18 protein-coding genes and 1 pseudogene are annotated in these 16695 nt (G+C 71.1%); 9 read left to right on the top strand and 10 right to left on the bottom strand.

The features are described from left to right. Positions 1–19 precede the first annotated feature (19 nt). Both ACIHAR_RS25320 and ACIHAR_RS25315 read right to left on the bottom strand, forming a co-directional pair. Positions 20–1432: a HAMP domain-containing sensor histidine kinase gene (locus ACIHAR_RS25320; protein ID WP_365458964.1), complete on the bottom strand. Its 1413-nt coding sequence runs from the start codon at positions 1430–1432 to the stop codon at positions 20–22. 9 nt (positions 1433–1441) lie between these two features. After that, the gene (locus ACIHAR_RS25315) at positions 1442–2128 is read right to left on the bottom strand and encodes a response regulator transcription factor (RefSeq protein WP_365458967.1); all 687 of its coding nucleotides are present in this window, start codon (positions 2126–2128) and stop codon (positions 1442–1444) included. A gap of 326 nt (positions 2129–2454) precedes the next feature. Between ACIHAR_RS25315 and ACIHAR_RS25310 the strand changes: the two genes are divergently transcribed. The 8 genes from ACIHAR_RS25310 (at position 2455) to ACIHAR_RS25275 (ending at position 8985) form a co-directional block, all read left to right on the top strand. Beyond that, on the top strand, positions 2455–3231 hold the full coding sequence (locus tag ACIHAR_RS25310; protein WP_365458970.1) for an amino acid ABC transporter ATP-binding protein: 777 nt from the start codon (positions 2455–2457) through the stop codon (positions 3229–3231). A gap of 94 nt (positions 3232–3325) precedes the next feature. Continuing rightward, a complete protein-coding gene (locus ACIHAR_RS25305) occupies positions 3326–4168 on the top strand; it encodes a glutamate ABC transporter substrate-binding protein (protein WP_365458973.1) in 843 nt (280 codons plus the stop codon). Positions 4169–4317: 149 nt separating this feature from the next. Then, a complete protein-coding gene (locus tag ACIHAR_RS25300) occupies positions 4318–4986 on the top strand; it encodes an amino acid ABC transporter permease (protein WP_365458976.1) in 669 nt (222 codons plus the stop codon). Further along, the gene (locus ACIHAR_RS25295; protein ID WP_365458979.1) at positions 4983–5891 is read left to right on the top strand and encodes an amino acid ABC transporter permease; all 909 of its coding nucleotides are present in this window, start codon (positions 4983–4985) and stop codon (positions 5889–5891) included. Before ACIHAR_RS25300 ends, ACIHAR_RS25295 begins: the two co-directional genes overlap by 4 nt. 175 nt (positions 5892–6066) lie before the next feature. Next, the gene (locus tag ACIHAR_RS25290; RefSeq protein WP_365458982.1) at positions 6067–7659 is read left to right on the top strand and encodes an FAD-dependent monooxygenase; all 1593 of its coding nucleotides are present in this window, start codon (positions 6067–6069) and stop codon (positions 7657–7659) included. Between the two features lie 172 nt (positions 7660–7831). Then, a complete protein-coding gene (locus tag ACIHAR_RS25285; RefSeq protein WP_313960178.1) occupies positions 7832–7918 on the top strand; it encodes a putative leader peptide in 87 nt (28 codons plus the stop codon). 99 nt (positions 7919–8017) lie between these two features. Further along, positions 8018–8545, top strand: coding sequence for a cysteine dioxygenase (locus ACIHAR_RS25280; protein ID WP_400022139.1), 528 nt, complete (start codon positions 8018–8020; stop codon positions 8543–8545). Further along, complete coding sequence (locus ACIHAR_RS25275) at positions 8542–8985, top strand: rhodanese-like domain-containing protein (RefSeq protein WP_400022018.1); 444 nt, start codon at positions 8542–8544, stop codon at positions 8983–8985. Before ACIHAR_RS25280 ends, ACIHAR_RS25275 begins: the two co-directional genes overlap by 4 nt. Here ACIHAR_RS25275 and ACIHAR_RS25270 read toward each other — a convergent pair. The 5 genes from ACIHAR_RS25270 to ACIHAR_RS25250 all read right to left on the bottom strand — a co-directional run bounded on the left by ACIHAR_RS25270 (position 8979) and on the right by ACIHAR_RS25250 (position 13622). Next, the gene (locus tag ACIHAR_RS25270; RefSeq protein WP_400022016.1) at positions 8979–9260 is read right to left on the bottom strand and encodes a sugar ABC transporter substrate-binding protein; all 282 of its coding nucleotides are present in this window, start codon (positions 9258–9260) and stop codon (positions 8979–8981) included. The genes ACIHAR_RS25275 and ACIHAR_RS25270 overlap by 7 nt on opposite strands. A gap of 107 nt (positions 9261–9367) precedes the next feature. Continuing rightward, entirely contained in the window at positions 9368–10174 is an 807-nt protein-coding gene (gene recX / locus ACIHAR_RS25265; RefSeq protein ID WP_400022014.1) for a recombination regulator RecX, read from the bottom strand. Positions 10175–10177: 3 nt separating this feature from the next. Continuing rightward, positions 10178–11308: a recombinase RecA gene (gene recA / locus ACIHAR_RS25260; RefSeq protein WP_400022012.1), complete on the bottom strand. Its 1131-nt coding sequence runs from the start codon at positions 11306–11308 to the stop codon at positions 10178–10180. A gap of 802 nt (positions 11309–12110) precedes the next feature. Beyond that, on the bottom strand, positions 12111–13367 hold the full coding sequence (locus ACIHAR_RS25255) for an AI-2E family transporter (RefSeq protein ID WP_400022010.1): 1257 nt from the start codon (positions 13365–13367) through the stop codon (positions 12111–12113). 60 nt (positions 13368–13427) lie between these two features. Beyond that, positions 13428–13622: a DUF3046 domain-containing protein gene (locus ACIHAR_RS25250; RefSeq protein WP_365458997.1), complete on the bottom strand. Its 195-nt coding sequence runs from the start codon at positions 13620–13622 to the stop codon at positions 13428–13430. Between the two features lie 80 nt (positions 13623–13702). Here ACIHAR_RS25250 and ACIHAR_RS25245 point away from each other — a divergent pair, with 80 nt between their 5' ends. Continuing rightward, entirely contained in the window at positions 13703–14647 is a 945-nt protein-coding gene (locus ACIHAR_RS25245; protein WP_365458999.1) for a hypothetical protein, read from the top strand. Between the two features lie 24 nt (positions 14648–14671). Here the strand turns inward: ACIHAR_RS25245 and ACIHAR_RS25240 are convergent, their stop codons facing one another. From ACIHAR_RS25240 to ACIHAR_RS25230, 3 genes and pseudogenes are all read right to left on the bottom strand, one after another. Continuing rightward, positions 14672–14980: an AzlD domain-containing protein gene (locus ACIHAR_RS25240; RefSeq protein WP_365459002.1), complete on the bottom strand. Its 309-nt coding sequence runs from the start codon at positions 14978–14980 to the stop codon at positions 14672–14674. After that, entirely contained in the window at positions 14977–15723 is a 747-nt protein-coding gene (locus ACIHAR_RS25235) for an AzlC family ABC transporter permease (RefSeq protein WP_400022006.1), read from the bottom strand. Before ACIHAR_RS25235 ends, ACIHAR_RS25240 begins: the two co-directional genes overlap by 4 nt. A 23-nt stretch (positions 15724–15746) precedes the next feature. Beyond that, a pseudogene (locus ACIHAR_RS25230) lies at positions 15747–16586 on the bottom strand (AraC family ligand binding domain-containing protein); the annotation flags it as partial. Positions 16587–16695: the final 109 nt, after the last annotated feature.

The raw sequence follows: 16695 nt of genomic DNA, 5'->3' as shown, positions 1-16695 counted from the left end.
TGGGGCACCCCCGCATGCCTCAGGCCGTGGGCCTCGACCGCGGCACCGACACCGTCACCCTCAGCCCCTTGGGCTCGTGATGGTCGTACGACAACGATCCCCCGCCGGCCGCCAGCAGGGTCCGGGAGATGGACAGGCCCAGACCCGAACCCTTGATGTTCTGGTGGCGGCCGCTGCGCCAGAAACGGTCGCCCACGCGCGCGAGCTCCTCGTCGGTCAGGCCGGGACCGTGGTCCGCGACCACGATGGTCGAGGCCTCGCCGTCGGAGGCGACGGTCACCTCGACGCTCTCGCCCTCCGGCGTGAACTTCACCGCGTTGTCGATCACCGCGTCGAGGGCGCTGGACAGGCCGACCGGGTCGGCCCATGCCGTGGTGGGCGGGCAGTCGCCCACCAGGCGGACGCCCTTGGCCTCCGCGGTAGGCGCCCAGGCGGCGACGCGCTCGGCGGTCAGCGCGCCGATGTCGGTGATCCTCAGGTCGGCCTCGGTGTGCTCGGCCAGCGCCAGGTCGAGCAGGTCGTCCAGGACCTGGGCGAGGCGTTTGCCCTCGTTCTGGACGGAGGCGATCTCCTCGTTGCCCTCCGGAAGCTCGTACGCCAGCAGTTCGATGCGCAGCAGCAGCGCCGCGAGCGGGTTGCGCAGCTGGTGCGAGGCGTCGGCGACGAAGGCGCGCTGCTGCTCCAGGACGTCCTCGACGTTGTCCGCCATCTCGTTGAAGGACCGGGCCAGTCGCCGCAGCTCCGGTGGACCGCTGGCCACCGCGACCCGGGACTTCAGGCGTCCGGTGGCGATGTCGTGGGTGGTCGCGTCCAGGACGCGCACGGGCTTGAGCACCCAGCCGGTCAGCTGGAGGGCGGCTCCTATGGCGAGGAGCATCGCGGCGATCTCGCCGGCGCCGATGACCAGCCAGCCGTGCAGGATCCGCGACCGCATGGCGCCGGTCGGCGAGTCGGTGACGACGACGGCGACGACGTCACCGTCCCGGATCACCGGCGACGCCACCACCAGACGGTTGCGCTGCCACGGCCACACCTGGCGGGGATCATGGCTCCGGCGGCTGAGGAACGCCTCCTCGTAGGCGTCCCGCACCTCGCCCGTTTCGGGGAGGTACCAGTCCCTCGGCGCATGAGCCATGGGGGTGTCACTGCGGTAGAAGACACCGGCACGAATGCCGTAGACGTCGTAGTAGCTGGCCAGCTCCCGGCTGAGCGTGTCGCGCCGCTCGTCGTTGGTCGCGGCCCCGGCACCGGAGGTGGCCGGCGGAGCGGTGACGAACTGGGCGAGGGCCGCGAAGCGTGCCGTGTCGTCGATGCGGTCCACGACGACCTTCTGCTGCTGCGCGCCGGCCACGCTGACGGCCAGCGGCACGCCGAGCGCGAGCAGCACGGCCGCCATCAGGACGATGAGCAGCGGCAGGAGACGTGTGCGCAACGGTCCCCGCTACGCGGCCGGGGCGACGAGGCGGTAGCCGACGCCGCGTACGGTCTCGATCAGCGCGGGCATGCGCAGCTTGGCCCGCAGGGAGGCGACGTGCACCTCCAGGGTGCGCCCGGTCCCCTCCCAGCTGGTGCGCCACACCTCGCTGATGATCTGCTCCCGGCGGAAGACGACACCGGGCCGCTGGGCGAGCAGCGCCAGCAGGTCGAACTCCTTGCGGGTCAGCTGGACGACCGAGCCGTCCACGGTGACGCGTCTGGTCGGCAGTTCGATGTGGACGGGCCCCAGGCCGATCGTGCCCTCGCCGGCCGCGGCCGGGTCCTCGGGTACGGTGCGCCGGCTGACGGCGTGGATACGGGCGAGCAGCTCTCCGGTGTCGTAGGGCTTCACGACGTAGTCGTCGGCGCCGAGGTTCAGGCCGTGGATGCGGGAGCGCACGTCGGAGCGGGCCGTCACCATGATGACCGGGGTGGAGGTGCGCTTGCGGATCTTGCCGCAGACCTCGTATCCGTCCTGGTCGGGCAGGCCCAGGTCGAGCAGGACGACCCCGAAGCCGGGCCCTTCCGGGACGAGCGCCTGGAGCGCCTCCTCGCCGCTGCGCGCGTGGGTGACGTCGAAACCGTGCCGCTTCAGCACCGCGGACAGCGCGGCGGCGACGTGGTTGTCGTCCTCGACGAGCAGCAGTCTCATCCCGGCCTCCTTCGGTTCATCGGGCGTTCGGTCCGGCGCTGTACACAGTCGTACGATCAAGCCGTACAGCTTCGGCGCGCGCGAAAGCGGTGCACCCGCGCGTGTGCACCAAGGCAGTCACGCTGATGTACGAGGACGCCGTCAAGTGCGTTCCGGTTGCGCGGCGCTTCCGTTATCCGGCCGATACGCGCGCAGGTCACAAGTGCTACGACACGTGTCTGATTGCTATCGGATCGTGATGCTCAGATTCCCCTCAGATGTAATGACGCTGGTCGAGACTGGTTACTACTGTCCTCCGAAACCGAGGAGGACGGAGCCTGAGAGCGATGACCGAAGTATCGGTGGCCAAGGAAGACGCGGCCGCGCCCGGCGAGCTGGTCGTCCTGAAGAGCGTCAACAAGCACTTCGGCGCGTTGCACGTTCTCCAGGACATCGATCTGACGATCGCGCGCGGTGAGGTCGTCGTGGTCATCGGACCCTCCGGGTCCGGAAAGTCCACACTGTGCCGCACCATCAACCGCCTGGAGACGATCGACGCGGGGACGATCACGATCGACGGGAAGCCGCTGCCCCAGGAGGGCAAGGAGCTGGCCCGGCTGCGTGCCGACGTCGGCATGGTCTTCCAGTCCTTCAACCTGTTCGCGCACAAGACGGTGCTCGAGAACGTGATGCTGGGCCAGATCAAGGTCCGCAAGGCCGACAAGCGGAAGGCCGAGGAGAGGGCCCGCGAACTGCTGGACCGGGTCGGCGTGGGCGCCCAGGCCGACAAGTACCCCGCGCAGCTCTCCGGCGGCCAGCAGCAGCGCGTCGCCATCGCGCGGGCCCTTGCCATGAACCCGAAGGTCATGCTTTTCGACGAGCCGACCTCGGCCCTGGACCCGGAGATGATCAACGAGGTGCTGGAGGTCATGCAGCAGCTCGCCCGGGACGGCATGACGATGATCGTCGTCACCCACGAGATGGGCTTCGCACGATCGGCGGCCAACCGCGTGGTGTTCATGGCGGACGGCCGCATCGTCGAGGAGGCCACGCCCGACCAGTTCTTCAGCAATCCGCGCAGCGACCGCGCCAAGGACTTCCTGTCGAAGATCCTTCACCACTGACGCGCCCCGGCGCATCCCCGACGACCTCGTCACCCGCTTTTCGACGGTCCTCTTTCCTTCGACACCCGAAGGCATCATCCAAAGGAAGTTCACCATGAAGCTTCGCAAGGTCACCGCCGCCTCGGCCGCCGTCCTCGCCCTCGCCCTGTCCGCCACCGCGTGCGGCTCCGACGACAAGGACTCCGGCAGCGGATCCAACGGTGGCGGCGACAAGATCAAGGTCGGCATCAAGTACGACCAGCCGGGCCTCGGCCTGAAGGAGCCCGACGGTTCCTTCTCGGGCTTCGACGTGGACGTCGCCACCTATGTCGCCAAGGAGCTCGGCTACGAGGCGAACCAGATCGAGTTCGTCGAGACGAAGAGCGCCGACCGCGAGAACGCCCTCGCGCGCGGCGACGTGAAGTTCATCGTCGCCACCTACTCGATCAACGACGAGCGCAAGCAGAAGGTCGACTTCGCCGGCCCGTACCTGCTGGCCCACCAGGACCTGCTCGTCAAGGCCGACTCCAAGATCGCCGCGGGCGAGGACCTCAACGGCAAGAACCTCTGCTCGGTGCAGGGCTCGACCTCGGCGCAGAATGTCCGGGACAAGATCGCCCCCAAGGCCAACCTGCGCGAGCAGGGCGGTTACTCGGAGTGCATCGCCGCTCTCCAGAGCGGTGCCGTCGACGCCGTGACCACGGACGACTCGATCCTCGCGGGCTTCGCCGCGCAGGACAAGTACAAGGGTCAGTTCAAGCTGGTGGGCGAGCACCTCAGCAACGAGAACTACGGCATCGGCGTCAAGAAGGGCGACAAGGAGACCGTCGACAAGATCAACGCCGCGCTGGAGAAGATGGTCGACGACAAGTCCTGGCAGAAGGCCGTCGACGAGAACTTCGGCCCGGCCAACTACAAGAACGAGCCGGCCCCGAAGATCGGCGTCATCGTCAAGTAAGGCGTCTTCCGCACGCCATGCGGCATCCGCTGCCGTAGGAATCCCGCGGCCGACGTGGGGTTCCGCGGGCGCGCCGCCGACCGTCGCGATCACGGCGGCGGCGCGCCACGCCCTCCACGTACGCCACACACCCGGAAGCGCGGGAGATCGTGTTCGACTTTCTTGAAGGCTACGACGTCCTCGCGGCGTTCTGGATGACGGTCAAACTGACCGTCTTCTCCGCCGTCGGCTCCCTGGTCTGGGGCACCCTGCTGGCCGGGATGCGGGTCAGCCCGGTCCCGCTGATGCGCGGGTTCGGCACCGCCTACGTCAACATCGTCCGGAACATCCCTCTGACGGTCATCATCGTCTTCACCTCGCTCGGCCTCGCCGACATCTTCGGCATGACGATGGGCGCGTCCGACGACTTCGACCTCCAGGGCTTCCGCCTGGCAGTGCTCGGTCTGGTCGCCTACACCGCGGCCTTCGTCTGTGAGGCGATCCGTTCCGGCATCAACACCGTGCCCCTCGGCCAGGCCGAGGCGGCGCGCGCGATCGGGCTGGGCTTCGTCCAGACGCTGTGGCTCGTCGTGCTGCCACAGGCATTCCGCGCGGTCATCGGCCCGCTGGCCAACGTCCTGATCGCCCTGACCAAGAACACCACCGTGGCGGCCGCGATCGGCGTGGCCGAGGCCGCCTACCTGATGAAGGAAATGATCGAGAACGAGGCCCAGACGCTGGCCATCGGCGCGGTCTTCGCCTTCGGTTTCGTGGTCCTGACCCTTCCCACCGGCCTGCTGCTCGGCTGGCTCGGCAAGCGACTGGCGGTGAAGCGATGAGCTCCGTCCTCTACGACACCCCCGGCCCCCGTGCCAGGCGGCGCAACGTCCTCCTCTCCATCCTCTTCTTCGTCCTCCTCGCCCTGGCGCTGTGGTGGATGTGGCAGAAGATGGACGAGAAGAACCAGCTCGAGTGGGCGCTGTGGGAGCCGTTCACCACCTCCGAGGCGTGGACGACCTACCTGCTGCCCGGCCTCGGCGACACGCTCAAGGCCGCGGCGCTCGCCATGGTCATCGCCCTCCCGCTGGGCGCGGTCTTCGGCATCGCACGTATGTCCGACCACCGCTGGGTGCGTGTCCCGGCCGGTGCCGTGGTGGAGTTCTTCCGCGCCATCCCGGTGCTGCTGCTGATGCTGTTCGCCAACGAGTTCTACGTCCGCTCCACGGACATCAGCAGCGAGGACCGGCCGCTGTACGCCGTCGTCACCGGTCTGGTGCTCTACAACGCGTCGGTCCTCGCCGAGGTCGTCCGGGCCGGTATCCTCGCGCTGCCCAAGGGGCAGACGGAGGCCGCGTACGCGATCGGTCTGCGCAAGGGCCAGACGATGACCAGCATCCTGCTGCCGCAGGCGGTCACCGCGATGCTGCCAGCCATCGTCAGCCAGCTCGTGGTCATCGTGAAGGACACCGCGCTGGGCGGCGTGATGCTCGGCTTCACCGAGCTGCTGAACTCGCGCAGCACGCTGGCGGCCAACTACGCCAACGTCGTCCCGAGCTTCATCGTCGTGGCGATCATCTTCATCGTCCTCAACTTCATCCTCACCTCCTTCGCCTCCTGGCTGGAGGGCCGGCTGCGGCGCAGCAAGCGCGGCACGGGTGCGGTGCTCGGCGCCGAGGACGTCGAGGACCTCAACGCGGCCGAGGCCGGCGGGACCCACGGGGTCGGCGCGACCGGCAAGGTCTGACGACCGCTCAAGTGGTGTGACCTGTACGGAGGCAGTGGCGGGCTCGCCACTGCCTCCGTCGCTTGACGCGGGAACCGGCAATAGGTTGCATACGTTCTGTGATCGTGCACCCTGCTCCAACCTCTTGTTCACTCACGTCCCTGAGGACGCCGTCTCGGGCAGGGGGCGCCACGCCGTGGACCCGGTGATCATCGTCGGAGCGGGGCCCGTGGGGCTCACGCTGGCCGCGGCGCTGGCGCGTCAGGAGGTACCGTCGATCGTCCTCGACGAAGGGCCGGGCAAGGACGAACACCGGCTCGCGCGCAGCGTCGTCCTGCGCGAGGACACCGCGGCCCTGGTGGAGCGGCTCACCGGGATTTCTCTCGCCGAGGCGGGCGTCCGTTGGGCCGGATGGCGGGCGATGCGCCGCAAGCAGGTGACACGCGAGATCACTTTCGACGACACCGAACCGGCCCCGCTGCACCTCGCCCAGCACGTCCTGACCGGCGCCCTGCGCACTGCCCTCATGGGCGAGCGGCTGGTGCGGATGGTGGTGGGCAGCCGCCTGGACACGATCGAGCAGGAACCTTCCGGTGTCACGGCCCACACCCGCGGCCACCAGGGCACGTGGTGGCGCGGCAGCTACCTGGTCGGCTGCGACGGCCCCCGCTCCACGGTCCGCAAACTGCAGGACATCCGCTTCCCCGGCCGTACGGCGGTGGAACGTCACGCCGTCGCCGCGTTGCGCGCGGAACTTCCCTGGACCGGTGAGGCGTTGCTCCATCGGATGCCGCCCTGGCGGACGTCCGGCCCCTCCGCCGGGGAAGTCACCGGACGTCCGCTGCCGGACGGCGTCTGGCGCCTGGACTGGCTGCTGCCGCCCGGCAAGGACCTCGTCACGCCCGAGCTCCTGGTGAGCCGGATCCGCGAGACCCTCGTCGGCTGGAGCGACGCCCCGAGCCCGGCGTACGAGCTGCTCGACACCGGGGTCCACACGGTCCACCACCGGCTGGCGCGCCGCTGGCGGGCCGGGCGGGTCTTCCTCGCCGGGGACGCGGCCCACCTGCTCGGGGCGCTCGGCACCCAGGGCCTCGACGAGGGCCTGCGGGACGCCGACAACCTCGCCTGGAAACTGGCCCTGGCCTGGCACCACGGTCCGCACGAGGCACTGCTCGACAGCTACCAGACCGAGCGGCGCGCGGTGGTCGCGGCCCGACTCCGCGCCGCCGACCAGGCGCTGCCGCTGCTGCGCGGCAGCGGTGGCATAAGGGCGTACGTCCCCGGCGCCGCCCGCCATGACGTGCTGCTCACGGACGGTCACCTGGGCCGCGGCCAGCTGGGCGCGCCGGGCGCGTACGCCGCTTCCCCACTCGCCCCCGGGCCCCTGGAGGCGGAGGTCGCGGTGGACACGCCCCTCGGCGCGCCGGTGGAGGACGTGCGGGTGACGGCGGAGGACGGCTCCTTCGTGCGGCTGAGGGACCGGCTGGGCCGCGGCGCCCTGCTCGTCGTGCTGATCGCGCCGGGCACGGGCGTGTGGGAGCGCAAGCACTGGGTGAGCGCGGGAATCATGCCCCGCCTCGCCGGCGCGGTGACCGCCCTGCCCTGCCCGGCCGAGCTGCTGGTGGCCGAGAGCTACCCCGGTGCCGCCGCCCACACCGTCCTGCTGATCCGCCCCGACGGCCACCTGGTCTCGGCGCTGAGCGGGGTGCGCCCGGCCGACCTGTACGCGGCGGCGGAGGCCGCAGTGGGCGGCCCGGTGGGCGCGCGGGCCGGGGCTGGGGCGAAGTGACCGGAGGCGTACGGACCGGACCGCCGCGCGGTATGACGATCGGCTGACCGGAGGCGTACGGACCGGATCGGCATCCGGCATGACGATCCGCTGACCATACTCGACGTCACCCCACCGTCCGCATGGTGACGTTGAGTTGACCGGTGCACACCCGCGTGGTGTACTCCGGATCGTGACCGACACCTGTGTGCGCCTGTGGCGGAGGGTCCATATGGACCTCGTCCGCTACGCGGGCTGCGTGTGTCGTCCGTCCTGCTGAATTCGCGCAGTCCTCTTTCCACCGGCGCGCGCCGCCGAGCGCTCTCGCGCTGCCGCGCGCTCCCCCGCGCACACTTCCAGGACGGTACCCGTGTCTGTCTTGCCTCCCGTTGTTCCCGTGTCCGCCGCCGTATCCGCGCCCACGCAGGCGGACCTCCTCGACTTCGTCCGGCGTACGGCCGCCGACACCGAACTCATCGCCTCGCTCCCCCTCGACCCGGAGGGCCGCACCTGGGTGCGCCTGGACGGACCGGCCGGCAGTGAGGCCTGGCTGATCGGCTGGCCGCCCGGTACCGGCACCGGCTGGCACGACCACGCCGACTCGGTGGGCGCGTTCCTCACCGCACGCGGCGAGCTGAAGGAGAACTCGCTCGCCGCGCGGCTGCCCACCGACGGCTGGCGCACCCTGGAGCTGACGGAGGGCGTGGACCGGGAGCGCCGGCTGCCGGCCGGCCGGGGCCGCGCCTTCGGACGCCACCACGTCCACGAGGTCCTCAACGAGTCGGCCCACGAGCACGCGGTCTCCGTGCACGCCTACTACCCGCCGCTGCCCCGCATCCGCCGCTACAGCCGTACCGGCCAGGTACTGCGACTGGAGCAGGTCGAGCGCCCGGAGGACTGGCAGTGAGCGACCAGCGGCCCCTGGGCATCGACGAGTTGCTGGAACGGGTGCGTGCGGGGTACGCGCGCCTGGAGGCACGGGAGGCGTACGAGGCCGCCCGCGCGGGCGAGGCGTTGCTCGTCGACATCCGGTACGCGGCCCTGCGCGAGCGGGACGGTCTGATACCCGGCGCCCTGATCGTCGAGCGCAACGAGCTGGAATGGCGGCTGGATCCCCAGGGCAGCCACCGTGTGCCCGAGGCCACCGGTCACGAGCTGCGGGTCGTCGTGATCTGCAACGAGGGCTACGCGTCGAGCCTGGCCGCCGCGTCACTGCACCGGCTGGGACTGGGCCGGGCCACCGACCTGGTGGGGGGATTCCAGGCGTGGCGGGCGGCCGGGCTGCCGGTGACCTCGCGGACGGACCCGCGTGGAGGTGCGGCGCCGGACAGGGCGGTGTCTCAGTAGTCGTCGACGGGGCAGTACAGCGGCGCGGTGTCCGCGTTGTCCCCGGTGACCAGGCGGGCCCGCGTCTTGTCGACCTTGTCCGCCTTCTCGCCGCGCAGCAGCGAAACGGCGTTCTCGATCGCCAGCTCACCGGTGTCGGCGGCCGAGTTGGAGACCGTGGCGGCGAAGCGGCCGTCCTTGAGCGCGGCCAGCGCCTCGTCGGTGCCGTTGACGGTCACGATCCTGATGTCCTTCGCGCCGGCCGCGTCGAAGGCCATCCGCGCGGCGAAGGCCATCTCCTGTCGCCCTGGCTCCGGACGCGATGGGCGCCCCCGCGCGTCCACCGTGTCCGAACCGAGCGTTGGACGCAGCGCCGCCCACCGTCGGATCTCAGCGCCTGCCGTCAGACGTCCCCGCAGGCGTCCCCGTCCTCGAGGAACTCCGTGTCTTCCCCCTCCTCCTCCAGTGCCTGCCGGACCACGCGCAGGGCCATGCCCTGGGGGTAGCCCTTGCGCGCGAGCATTCCGGCAAGACGGCGGAGCCGTTTGTCGCGTTCGAGGCCGCGGGTCGAGCGCAGCTTGCGGGCGACCAGTTCGCGCGCGGTCGCCTCCTCGCGCTCGGAGTCGAGCTGGGAGACCGCCTCGTCGATCAGCGTCGAGTCGACGCCTTTGGTCCGCAGTTCCTGTGCGAGGGCGCGCCGGGCCAGTCCCCGGCCGTGGTGCCGGGACTCCACCCAGGCGTCCGCGAAGGCGCTGTCGTTGATTAGCCCGACCTCCTCGAACCGTGAGAGCACCTCCTCGGCCACGTCGTCAGGGATCTCCCGCTTGCTCAGGGCGTCGGCGAGCTGCTTCCGTGTGCGCGGGGTCCCGGTGAGCAGGCGCAGGCAGATCGCCCGGGCCCGCTCAGCCGGGTCCCCCGAAGACTCCCCCTTCTCGGCCCTCGACGAGTCGGGAGCGCCTTCGTCCTCGGCGGACGGTTCTCCGAAGCCGCGCCGGCGGCGCCCGCGTCCGCTTCGGGGACCGCCCTCACCACCGCGTCCGGCCCGGCCGCCACGGCGCCGGCCCTCGCCGTCCGGCCCGTCGCTCCCGTACGGGCCGTCGCCGTCCGGCCAGCCGTCGCCCCCGGCAAGGCCGCCGCCGTCCCCGGTCCCCGGATCACCGGGGAGGCTGGGGTAGGCGTCGTACTCGGCCCAGTCCGTTCGTCGCGTCACGGATCAGCTCTTGGCAGCCGCGGCCTTGGTCTTGGCGGCCTTGGCAGCGGGAGCGGGAACCGTCTTGGCGGAGTCGTCCGCCGGCGCGCCCGTGGCGGCCGCGGCGTCCGTGCCCGGCTCGGCGGCGGGCTCCTCCGGACGCACGCCGACGCCCAGCTTCTCCTTGATCTTCTTCTCGATCTCGTTGGCGAGGTCGGGGTTGTCCTTCAGGAAGTTGCGGGCGTTCTCCTTGCCCTGGCCCAACTGGTCGCCCTCGTACGTGTACCAGGCGCCGGCCTTGCGGACGAAGCCGTGCTCCACGCCCATGTCGATCAGGCCGCCCTCACGGCTGATGCCCTGGCCGTAGAGGATGTCGAACTCGGCCTGCTTGAAGGGCGGGGCGACCTTGTTCTTGACGACCTTGCAGCGGGTACGGTTGCCGACCGCCTCCGTGCCGTCCTTCAGGGTCTCGATGCGGCGGATGTCGATGCGCACCGAGGCGTAGAACTTCAGCGCCCGGCCACCCGTCGTGGTCTCGGGGGAGCCGAACATCACACCGATCTTCTCGCGGAGCTGGTTGATGAAGATCGCGGTGGTCTTGGACTGGTTGAGCGCGCTGGTGATCTTCCGCAGGGCCTGGCTCATCAGGCGGGCCTGCAGACCGACGTGGCTGTCGCCCATCTCGCCCTCGATCTCCGCACGCGGGACGAGCGCGGCGACGGAGTCGATGACGATCAGGTCGAGGGCACCGGAGCGGACCAGCATGTCCACGATCTCCAGGGCCTGCTCGCCGTTGTCGGGCTGGGAGAGGATGAGGTTGTCGATGTCGACGCCGAGCTTGCGCGCGTACTCGGGGTCGAGGGCGTGCTCCGCGTCCACGAACGCGACCTGACCGCCGGCCTTCTGGGCGTTGGCCACGGCGTGCAGGGTCAGCGTGGTCTTACCGGAGGACTCCGGTCCGTAGATCTCGACGACACGGCCGCGCGGCAGGCCGCCGACGCCGAGGGCCACGTCGAGCGCGGTCGACCCCGTCGAGATGACCTCGATGGGCTCCTTCGACCGCTCGCCCATGCGCATGACCGCGCCCTTGCCGAATTGCCGTTCAATCTGTGCGAGTGCGGCGTCCAGGGCCTTCTCGCGGTCGGTTCCTGCCATGGGTTCCACCCGGTTTGCTTGAGTCGATCGCTTCACGTCAAAGACGCTAACGCCTGCCACTGACAATGCGCCCCGACGCTGGTCCGGCCTGTGGATAACTCGGGCACGTCCCTACCCAAAACGGGACGAAATCCCCGCCGAGCGCCTCGCCGGAGCCTCCATAAGAATGGATGTTCGATTTTCGTGTCAAGCGCACCACGAGGCACTTCCACATCTCCACTCGCGCCACGGCGCCGGTACGCCGGTGCGCCGGCGCTCCAGCGGCTCGCCGCCTCACGGCGCCGACACCGCGACGAGCGCGCGCTCCCGGCCTGACGCCGTCGGCGCGCACTCCCGGCCCGTGGCCGTCCGGCCGACCGTCGTAGCCCCGTACGGGAAGCCGTGGCACTTCGAGCGCGGAACCGGGATGCTCCGCGTCTCCGGGCCCGGAGGGGCGTGCCGGTGTTCGCGTGCGTGGCTGCGACGCCTTGCCGAGCGTCCTGGCCTCGCGGGTCGCGTTTCTCCCGAACGCCGAACGCGGCCCGCCCCTCGGGCACACCGCCCGCCGACGAAGGCGTGGCTACGGCGGCCGTCCGAAAGGCGGTACCGACGGGGGCCACGGGGAGTCCGCCGCCGGTCGATCAGCCGAGCCGATGGAGCCCGCGGTGGGAAGATCCCCCACCCCGGACCCAGCGTCGCCACCACCCCGACGCGGTGGTCGGGGCAGGACCGGCGCAGGTGCTCTCCGCCCTCCCGAACCGGTCACCGGAGGAGGCGCACGCCAGACCGCTCCCTCCCCGGCCCGCATACACCACGAGCGCCGTCAGCCGGAGCGTCTGCCCCGCCCGGCCGCCAGCTCGCCGACCCTCGTCCACAGCCGCCGCGTACGCGTGAACAGACCGGGTCCCTCGCCTCGTCGTCGGTGCCCGTGGACACGGGGGTCGTCCGTGACGTCGTAGCGCTTCACGTACGCGCCGAGGAACGCCTGCAGTGTGGCGACGGCCGGGATGGAGATCAGGGCGCCCACCGCCCCCAGGAGGGCTGTACCGGCGACGACCGAGCCGAAGGCGACGGCGGGATGGATGTCGACGGTCTTGGAGGTCAGCTTGGGCTGCAGCATGTAGTTCTCGAACTGCTGGTAGACCACCACGAATATCAGCACCCACACCGCGTACAGGGGTGTGATCGTGAAGGCGATCAGCATGGGCAGCGCGCCCGCGAGATACGTACCGATGGTCGGGATGAACTGCGAGACCACACCCACCCACACCGCGAGGGCGGGCGCGTACGGGATGCCGAGCGTCTGCAACAGGACGTAGTGGGCCATGCCGGAGATGAGCGCCATGAGTCCGCGCGAGTAGATATAGCCGCCGGTCTTGTCGACGGCGATCTCCCACGCGCGCAGTACCTCGGCCTGCCGGGCGGGCGGCAGGACGGAGCACAGGGCGCGGCGCAGACGGGGTCCGTCGGCGGCGAAGTAGAACGAGAACAGCGCGATCGTCAGCAACTGGAAGAGACCGCCGAGGACCTGCGTGGAGACGTCCAGGACGCCGGCGGCGCTGTTCTGCGCGTACCTCCTCAGCCAGTCGGAGTGGAGCAGGCCCTCCTGAATGTCCACACGCCTGAGCTCCGTGTGGAACGTCGAGTTGATCCAGTTGATGACGGAGTCGAGGTACTCGGGGAAGCCCTCGATCATCTTGATGATCTGTCCGGCGAGGATCGAGCCCAGCAGCGTGAAGAAGCCGGCGGCCACGATCAGCAGGCCGAAGAAGACCAGGAAGGTCGCGAGCCCTCGGCGCATGCCGTGGGCGGCCATCCGGCTCACCGCGGGTTCGATCGCGAGGGCCAGGAAGAACGCGATGAGGATGTTGATCAGCAGGCCGATGAGCTGGTGGAAGGCCCACGTGCCCAGCTGGAACACCCCGAAGAGGGCAAACGCGAGCACCATCGCGCGCGGCAGCCAGCGCGGCATGCGGGCGCCCGGCGCGGCCTCGGTGCCGGCCGGAGGCCGGGTGGGCGGCGTCGTGCCCGACGGGGATGCATGCGGGCCGATCTGCCCGGACTCGTCAGTGGGTGCCACGGCTCAAGTCTCGCCCACGGCACCGACAATCACGGACCCCCCTGCGATCTTCACCGTCGATCAGCGCTTCTCCTGCGGAACGTTCATCACCGCGCACACCACGCGCCACACGTCCTTCGCGTCCCAGCCGGCCGCCAGCGCCTCGTGCACCGTACGCCCGCCGAGTTCCGTCATCACATGATCGCGCGCGAAGGTGTCGGCGTAGCCAGAACCGAAGTGCTCCGCCATCCGCTCCCAGAAGACCGTCAACCGCATGACACCAGTATCCCGCTCCCGGGGGTGGCCCCTGCCGGGACCGCAGGCCGACACCGCTTTCCGCCCCTACGGTCTGACGCATGGCCGAAACAGGAGCATCCCCACTCCCCCCTACGCCCCCGGCGCGCACCCCGCTCTTCCGCGCCGAGCACTTCGTCTGGCTCACCGCGCGCGTGCTGGAACAGCGTCTTTTCGCGTATCACTTCCTCCACGGCGGCGCCGACCCCGTGGAGACCGCACTCGACGCCTACCGCAACGAGGACGGCGGATACGGTCACGCGCTGGAGCCCGATCTGCGCGGCCCCGTCAGCCAGCCCCTGCACGTGGCGCGCGCCCTGCGCGTCCTGGACTCCGTGGGCCGCTGCGGCGGCCAGCGCGTGGAACGGGTGTGCCGCTACCTCACCTCCGTCTCCACCGCCGACGGCGCGCTCCCCGCGGTCCATCCCAGCCAGCGCGGCTACCCCGCCGCCCCGTTCGTCCCGATCGTGGACGACCCGCCCAGTGAACTCCTGGCGACCGGCCCGGTGGTGGGCGTCCTCCACCGCAACGAGGTGTGGCACGCCTGGCTCTTCAGGGCCACAGACTTCTGCTGGCACGCGGTGGACTCCCTGGAGACGTCCCACCCCTACGAGATCCAGGCCGCGGTGGCCTTCCTGGACTGGGCCCCCGACCGCCCACGCGCGGAGGCGGCCGCCGACCGCCTGGGCCGCCTGGTCCGCGAGCACCGGCTCGCCGTACTGGACCCGGACCAGCGCGACGCGTACCCCGTCGCGCCCGGCTACGCCCCCGGCGAACACCACTTTCCGTACGACTTCGCCCGGACGCCCGGCTCCGTGGCGCGCGGGTGGTTCACGGACGACGAGATGGAGCGGTCCCTGGACTTCCTCGCCGACGACCAGCAGGAGGACGGAGGCTGGCCCGTCCGCTGGCGCGGCTGGGCTCCGGGCACCGCCCTGGAGGCACGTCCCACGGTGACCATCGAAGCCCTGCGCACCCTGAGGGCGTACGGCCGCGCCATCGGCTGACGCCGCGGGACACGGCCGCCACGGTCACCCTCCGAGGGCCCGCACCCCGGCCGTCACCACCACGGCCGCCGCGACGACGAGCAGGAACGGCGCTCGCAGGACGAGCGCCACGGCGGCCGCGGCAAGCCCCGCCGTCCTCGCGTCCAGCACGAGCGCGCGCCCGTCGGCGAACGTCTGCTGGGCCGTGAGGGCGGCGAGCAGGGCGACGGGCAGCAGAGCCGCGAGCCGCCGGACCAAGGGCCGCTCGAGCACACCCGCGGGAACGAGCAGGCCGGCGAGCTTGACGGCGTAGCAGCCGAGCGCGGTCACGCCGATGGCGATCCAGATGTTCACCGCTGTTCCTCCTGCCGGCCCTTCTTCGCCCGCCCCTTGCCGAAGCCCTCGCCCCAGAGGGCGAGCGGCGCGGCGAGCGCGGCCACCAGGACGGGCACACCCCCCGGCAGGACGGGCAGGAGACCGAGCCCCAGCACCACCGCGAGAGCGGCCACGACCCGCTCCGTGGGCGTTTTCAGCATGGGTGCGAGCAGTGCCAGGAAGACGGCGGGCCCGGCCGCGTCGAGCCCCCATGCGTCGGTGTCCCCGATCGCCTCGGCGCCCAGGGCGCCCAGCAGCGTGGTGACGTTCCACAGCACGTAGAGGCTGAGACCGGTGACCAGGAAGCCGATGCGCGCCCCGCGCCGATCCCGCTGCGCCAGTGAGACGGCCGCCGTCTCGTCGATCACCCACTGGGCGGCGAACGGGCGCACCGCGCGCGGGAGGGCCAGCAACTGCGACAGGCGCAGGCCGTAGAAGGCGTTGCGGACGCCCAGGAAGAAGGCACCGGCTGCCGCCGTCAGGGGACTTCCGCCCGCCGCGAGCGCCCCGACGAGCGCGAACTGGGACGCGCCCGTGAACACCAGCAGGCTGAGCGCGCAGGTCTGCCACACGGTGAGCCCGCTGCCGGCGGAGGTCACCCCGAAGGCGAACCCGGAGAGTCCCACGGCGACACCGACGCCGAGGGCGTCCCGTACGACGGCTGCGTCGGGCCTCCCGCCCAGGCCGTCCTGTATGTCTGCGAGAGCTGTCTGTTCTGCCACGCACAGGACGGTAGGCGCGGTCACCGCCGCAGGTCTTGTACGTTCTTGCGCTCCCGCTGGTAGGCGCCCGGCGGCACGCCCACGATCCGGGCGAAGTGGCGGTTGAGGTGCGGCTGATCGGTGAATCCCACCGCGAGGGCCGCCTCGGCGGGTGCCGTCCCGGCGTCCAGCAGCCGCCGCGCCCGACGGACGCGCGCGTCGGTGAGCCAGGTGTGCGGCGGCATCCCGTAGGCGTCCCGGAACGCACGCAGCAACGCGAACGAACCGGTTCCGAGATCCCCGGCGAGCTGCTCCAGCGTCGGCGGCTCGACCATCCGCTCCTCCAGCACGGCTCGCGCGCGTGCGGCGACCAGCGCGCCGGCGGTGCGCACCTGGCGCGTCGGCAGGGTCCCGCCGTTCGACCGCAGCAGCCGTGTCACGGCGACCCGCAGGAGGGTGTCGGCGGCCAGGGCGTTGCCCTCGTCGGCGGCCCGCAGCACCTGGTGCACCAGCGCGACGGCGTACGGGTCGTCGAGCACGGGGCTCACGAACCCCGGAGTCCCGCGCAGGGTGGTCGTCTCGGCGGCGATCGCGGCGACGACCTCGGGCGACGGGTACACGGCCCCGTACCGCCACCCTTCGGGAACCCCCGCCCGCCCGGTGTGCGGGGTGTCCGGGTTCACCAGCGCGAGCGAACCGGCTCCGGCGTGCTGATCAGCCCCGCCGTGGTGGAAGACCTCCACGCCCTCGGCGATGCCGGCGATCACGAAGTGCTCGTGGGTGTGCCGCACGAAGTGCTTCCGCACGTACCGGGCGCGCAGCAGATCGACGCCGGGCAGCTCCGCGTACTGCCAGTGCCTCGCCACGTCGCCCGATCCCGCCATATCCCCCATTCTCGGCGATGCCTCCCCTCTCCAGCAGCCGAGATATGACGGGCACCGGGACACGGCAGGTCCCGGCCCACGACACGGGCCGGAACACCGCGTCGCGCGA

Source organism: Streptomyces sp. NPDC052016 (assembly GCF_044548445.1).
In the GTDB taxonomy this organism is placed as follows: domain Bacteria; phylum Actinomycetota; class Actinomycetes; order Streptomycetales; family Streptomycetaceae; genus Streptomyces.
The sequence above is the reverse complement of the archived record's forward strand: the minus strand, read 5'-3'. Positions and strand labels throughout refer to the sequence as shown.

Excerpts from the sequence above, each read along its gene's own strand:
- ACIHAR_RS25270 (WP_400022016.1), bottom strand. The coding sequence starts at position 9,260 with ATGGCCTTCGCCGCGCGGATGGCCTTCGACGCGGCCGGCGCGAAGGAC.
- ACIHAR_RS25315 (WP_365458967.1), bottom strand. The coding sequence starts at position 2,128 with ATGAGACTGCTGCTCGTCGAGGACGACAACCACGTCGCCGCCGCGCTG.
- recA (WP_400022012.1), bottom strand. The coding sequence starts at position 11,308 with ATGGCAGGAACCGACCGCGAGAAGGCCCTGGACGCCGCACTCGCACAG.
- ACIHAR_RS25250 (WP_365458997.1), bottom strand. The coding sequence starts at position 13,622 with ATGCGGTTGACGGTCTTCTGGGAGCGGATGGCGGAGCACTTCGGTTCT.
- ACIHAR_RS25310 (WP_365458970.1), top strand. The coding sequence starts at position 2,455 with ATGACCGAAGTATCGGTGGCCAAGGAAGACGCGGCCGCGCCCGGCGAG.
- ACIHAR_RS25295 (WP_365458979.1), top strand. The coding sequence starts at position 4,983 with ATGAGCTCCGTCCTCTACGACACCCCCGGCCCCCGTGCCAGGCGGCGC.
- ACIHAR_RS25305 (WP_365458973.1), top strand. The coding sequence starts at position 3,326 with ATGAAGCTTCGCAAGGTCACCGCCGCCTCGGCCGCCGTCCTCGCCCTC.
- ACIHAR_RS25245 (WP_365458999.1), top strand. The coding sequence starts at position 13,703 with ATGGCCGAAACAGGAGCATCCCCACTCCCCCCTACGCCCCCGGCGCGC.